Origin of the sequence: Vibrio sp. V43_P6S15P86 (genome assembly GCF_009904725.1) — a bacterium.
Lineage (GTDB): Bacteria > Pseudomonadota > Gammaproteobacteria > Enterobacterales > Vibrionaceae > Vibrio > Vibrio diabolicus.
Map to the genome: position 1 here is coordinate 1 of NZ_WXWT01000170.1, position 4,779 is coordinate 4,779.

The window sequence follows — 4,779 nt, forward strand, 5'->3', positions numbered from 1 at the left end:
CTGTTAGGTTTACTCATAAATACACTGGTCAGATTTGTTTATTTTACTGGTTTTCGTTGCAATACAACTTCTAATTAATTCATGAGAAAAACATGCAGCGACAATTCACTCTTTCACCGATTTATTTATTAATCGGTTTAGCCTCCTCGACGGCGTATGCCGGTGGTTTTCAAATTAACGAACATTCGGCGACGGGTCTTGGTCGTGCTTTTGCTGGTGATGCCGTCATTGGTGATAATGCGTCTGTAGTCAGCCGCAACGCCGCAGCCATGACGCTGTTTAAACAAATGCCTTATCGTTCGGTGTCACTTACGTCAAACCTGACGTTACCGTTAAAAATGCGCAATATCATCGAGCTAATATTAATGCGGATGTCAATGTTGGTATGGGTGGTTTTCCTCCGTCCCCTCAAGTTGACATTACCCCGTCCTTCTCTCAAACCGTGACCGACATTGATGACGTCGATGGCGTTGGTCAACCAGCCGTTGTACCCAATTTTTACTTTATTCACCCTATCAACGACGACTGGTATCTAGGCTTATCGGCATATTCCAACTTCGGAACCGACATGGAGTTTAAACCAAATTATGGCGCACCTGTTTTTGGCGGTGTCACCAGCGTAGCGAGTGTCAACCTTGGCGCAAGCTTGGCATACAAGGTGAACGAGCGTTTTAGTATCGGTGGTGGTATTGATGTGATTTACGGCTCTGGTGAGCTGTACCGCGATATGGACGTGGGTGTTTGCGTTGGTGGGAACATACTTGGAAACGAACTAGAACAACGCTGTGGATCCGTAAAAGGCAACGCACTTGATGTGGAAGCTGGCGGCATTGGGCTTGGCGCGAACATTGGCATGATGTACGAGTTTAACGAACGTCATCGCTTAGGTTTAAGCTACAAGCACAGCCCTAACATTGATGCCAAGGGTGACATCCACTTTGCTGGCGAATCGTACGACTCGCTTGCTATGCCTCTACCGGATATTGCGGAGTTTTCCGGTTATCACCGCGTCTTACCTAAATTTGCCCTGCACTATTCTGTGCAGTGGATTGGTTGGTCAGCATTTGACAGCTTGAAAGCCGATGATCAGTTGCTAAAAGATTTTCAGTGGCAAGACTCCGCGCACTACTCCATCGGTGCGACTTGGTACGCCAATGAACGTTGGACACTTCGCACGGGTTACATGTTCGACAAAACACCTGTCGATGAGCTGACTTCGCTTTCTATCCCAGATTCGAACCGTCACTGGTTATCCGCGGGAGCCTCTTACCAATGGTCATCAGATACCACGGTTGACATCGGCATGACGTACTTGATTGGTGAAGATGTCAACGTAGAAGAGTACGCGTATGAAGGTGTTCCTGCACCTATTGTGACAGGCGTGACCCATTCAAATGCGTTCCTAATTGGTGCCCAACTCAGCCACCGTTTCTAATTTGTCAGGCAGTGATCAAACCTCTAGGTCATAGCCTTGTAACAACGCTTATCGAAGCGACCGAACAGAGACATTATTATGAACAAAACACTACTTGCTTTTTCACTCTCACTTCTCACTCTAAGCGCTGCTCAGGCTTCTGAATGGGGCTATGGCAATGACAAACACGGGCCAGAACACTGGGGAGAAATCGCCAAAGACTGCGCAACCACGAAAAACCAAAGCCCAATCAACATCGACAACCCAGCCGATGCAAAACTGGAAGCACTGAACCTTTCGTACACTGGTCAGGTCATTGGTTTAACCAACAATGGTCATACGCTGCAAGCGCAAGTGAACGGACGTAACAGCTTCACCATCGATGGCGAGACGTTCGAGCTGCAACAGTTCCATTTCCACACACCTTCAGAAAACCAAATCAAAGGCCGCCAATATCCACTTGAAGCGCACTTTGTACACGCCAACGCAGACGGCGAGTTGGCGGTAATTTCGGTGATGTTTGATGCTGGCGATCAAAACGCAGCGCTGTCTAAACTGATCAACGCAATCCCACAAGAGAATCAAACCACGTTCTTTAAAGATACATTTGAGATTAACGACTTACTGCCAAAAACTGCAAACTACTATCGATTTAACGGCTCTTTAACCACACCACCATGTTCAGAAGGTGTGCGCTGGTTTGTGCTTAAAGACACTCAAACCTTATCCAAAGATCAAGCCGCGAAACTGATGGAAGTCATGGGACAAAACAATCGTCCGCTGCAACCGTTAAATGCGCGCGTTGTACTTTCTAACTAATCGCCAAATCCGATAAGGGGCATCGTATTTGCCCCTTATTTTGATTCGCTCTAACCTCACTTCGTTACAGGACCCCCCAATGAAAACTCCATCTGTTCTGTCACTCTTACTCGCACTCGCCCCGACACTCGCCTTCTCTCATAACCTTTCTGTCGGTCAAACCACCCCTTCCGTCAGCATTGATACCTATGGCGAAATGACGCTGCAAGGAGACGATGTGGCTTATCAACCTTGGGCAACTCAGCAGATGTTAGGCAAAGTCCGTGTGATACAAGCCATTGCAGGTCGTAGTAAAGCCAAAGAGATGAACGCGCCGCTGATGTCAGCAATCACTGCCGCTCACTTTCCTGAAGATCAGTATCAGACCACAACCGTGATCAACCAAGAAGACGCCATCTGGGGAACCGGTACATTTGTAAAATCGTCGGCAGAGGACAGCAAAAAGACATTCTCTTGGTCTTCCATGGTGTTAGACAAAAATGGCGTATTAGCAACAACTTGGGATCTGCAGCAAGAAAGTTCTGCGATTATCGTACAAAATAAACAAGGCGAAATTTTATTCGTGAAAGAAGGGGCTTTAACTCAAGACGAAGTCACACACGTCATCGAACTGATTAAACAGAATATCTAAACCTAAGGTAAGGAAAAGCTATGAAACTGTTCAACACCATCGCACTCTGTCTTTTAGCGGCTGTAGCCTCTTTCCAATCGGTTGCAGGAGACAACGATTGGGAGAAGATTGCAGATAAGACCGTCAGTTTTAAATCGGAAACCGACACAGTCAATCCACTGTCACCATTTGCTAACGCTCGTTTCAGCCACATAAAAATCAAATGTACACAAGGTACGGTCGATCTGAAAAGCGTTAAAGTAATCATGAAAGATGGTCAGGAAAAGACGTTCGACAGTTTAGGTGTTCTGACTAAAGGCATGTCATCAAGAAGCTTAAGCCTACCAACAAAAGATAACGCGAAGTTAGACAAAATCGAATTGAACTATGAATCGGTTGGCAGCACTGCGCTGCAAGTCGCGGGGGTGACCAAAAAAGCGCAAGTGGAAATCTTAGGTAAGAAAATCGACGAGTAAGCGATGGCTCAACGAGCTCACCCAAACTAAAAACAGCGGCACTAGGCCGCTGTTTTCATTAAAAAATTATCATGGATAACTAAATGAATTTCTTCAGCTTCGCCAAACCATAAGCAGCGATGGTGACACAATCTTTAATCGTACCGTCGATCATCATCTGTTCGAACTCCTCAACCGAAAAAGCACGAGTGATCAAATCCTCTTCTTCACTGTCGAGTTGATTGCCCACGTCCGTTAAATCACTGGCGAAGTAGACGTGACATGTCTGATTCAAAAAGCCGTATGCGATAAACTGCGCGCCGACATACGCCATGGCGCTCGCCTGCATGCCCGTTTCTTCACGCAGCTCGCCTTTGGCAAGCTCAAGATGATCCGCATCTGGGTTTGATTCCCACGCCCCTTGTGGGATCTCCCAACAACGTTGACCTACGGTGTAACGGTACTGCTGAACCAAGTGAATCATCCCGTTATCGATAGCCAGAATCGCAGCACAATCAGGTTTGTCGACCACACCATAGATGCCCTCTGCGCCGCTCGGACGTAAAATTTTGTCCTCACGCACCGTCATCCACTTGTTCTGGTAAACGACTTTGCTGTCTAACTGTTTGATGTCTGACATGGTTATTCCTTGATTTTTCTGAGGGTTACTGCGGAATAATACCCGATTCAGTTACGCCACCAAAATGTTCTTTAGTTCACTCAAAGACTCAACGGTGTAATTTGGTGCGATACGCTCATCGACGCTTGCGCCTGTGGTATTTAACCAGCAAGTTTCAATACCAAAATTATTACCACCCAGAATATCGGAATGCAGATTGTCACCCACCATCAGTACGCGCGTTTTGCATGGGTTGCCCATTTGCTGCATCGCGTATTCAAAAATACCTAAGTCCGGTTTTGCTACGCCCACTTGTTCAGAGATCACCACTTTATCGAAGTACTCAGTCATCCCTGTGCGCTCAAGGCGAATTGCTTGCAACTCTGTAAAACCGTTGGTGATGATGCCCATTTTAGCTTTGCCTTGCAGCGCTTCCATCAGCTCTTTTGCACCTGGCAACAAACTACAAATATCGGCCATTGCTTCTAAAAATGCGCTGTTGAGATCTGCTGTTGTGGTATTCAACTTCTCAGCCCACTCGGTAAAACGCTTATGTTTTAGCTCATCTGCCGTTACTTTGCCATCTTGGTAATCCACCCAAAGCGGTTTGTTTACGGTTTGGTAATGAGCAAAATCTTGTTCAGTAAAATCTACGCCTTTGCGAGAAAACATAAGCTGCAAACCTTTGAAAGCATCAAAGTGGAATAAGGTTTCGTCAGCGTCAAACAGGATCCAATCGTACTTCATTTTCTTCTTCCCAAAATCAAGGTCGTAATACTGGTGCATAGTCTAGATTGTTTTATTCTTGAAGATAATCTCTATAATTGGAAATTAATTGTATCCTTGTGCTCAACAATAAATG

5 protein-coding genes and 1 pseudogene are annotated in these 4,779 nt (G+C 46.0%); 4 read left to right on the forward strand and 2 right to left on the reverse strand.

The window, feature by feature from the left end; genetic code table 11:
* Nucleotides 1–92: 92 nt before the first annotated feature.
* The 4 genes and pseudogenes from CAG69_RS07515 to CAG69_RS07530 all read left to right on the forward strand — a co-directional run bounded on the left by CAG69_RS07515 (nucleotide 93) and on the right by CAG69_RS07530 (nucleotide 3,319).
* A pseudogene (locus CAG69_RS07515) lies at nucleotides 93–1,435 on the forward strand (OmpP1/FadL family transporter).
* A gap of 78 nt (nucleotides 1,436–1,513) precedes the next feature.
* Nucleotides 1,514–2,233: a carbonic anhydrase gene (locus CAG69_RS07520; RefSeq protein ID WP_020841751.1), complete on the forward strand. Its 720-nt coding sequence runs from the start codon at nucleotides 1,514–1,516 to the stop codon at nucleotides 2,231–2,233.
* A 79-nt stretch (nucleotides 2,234–2,312) separates the two neighbouring features.
* On the forward strand, nucleotides 2,313–2,864 hold the full coding sequence (locus CAG69_RS07525; RefSeq protein ID WP_005374105.1) for a YtfJ family protein: 552 nt from the start codon (nucleotides 2,313–2,315) through the stop codon (nucleotides 2,862–2,864).
* Between the two features lie 20 nt (nucleotides 2,865–2,884).
* Nucleotides 2,885–3,319: a hypothetical protein gene (locus CAG69_RS07530; protein ID WP_024701557.1), complete on the forward strand. Its 435-nt coding sequence runs from the start codon at nucleotides 2,885–2,887 to the stop codon at nucleotides 3,317–3,319.
* 79 nt (nucleotides 3,320–3,398) lie between these two features.
* Here the strand turns inward: CAG69_RS07530 and CAG69_RS07535 are convergent, their stop codons facing one another.
* Together CAG69_RS07535 and yjjG are read right to left on the reverse strand one after the other, a co-directional pair.
* The gene (locus tag CAG69_RS07535; RefSeq protein WP_020834877.1) at nucleotides 3,399–3,938 is read right to left on the reverse strand and encodes an NUDIX domain-containing protein; all 540 of its coding nucleotides are present in this window, start codon (nucleotides 3,936–3,938) and stop codon (nucleotides 3,399–3,401) included.
* Nucleotides 3,939–3,989: 51 nt separating this feature from the next.
* Nucleotides 3,990–4,664: a pyrimidine 5'-nucleotidase gene (gene yjjG, locus CAG69_RS07540; RefSeq protein ID WP_005374109.1), complete on the reverse strand. Its 675-nt coding sequence runs from the start codon at nucleotides 4,662–4,664 to the stop codon at nucleotides 3,990–3,992.
* Between the last annotated feature and the right edge of the window lie 115 nt (nucleotides 4,665–4,779).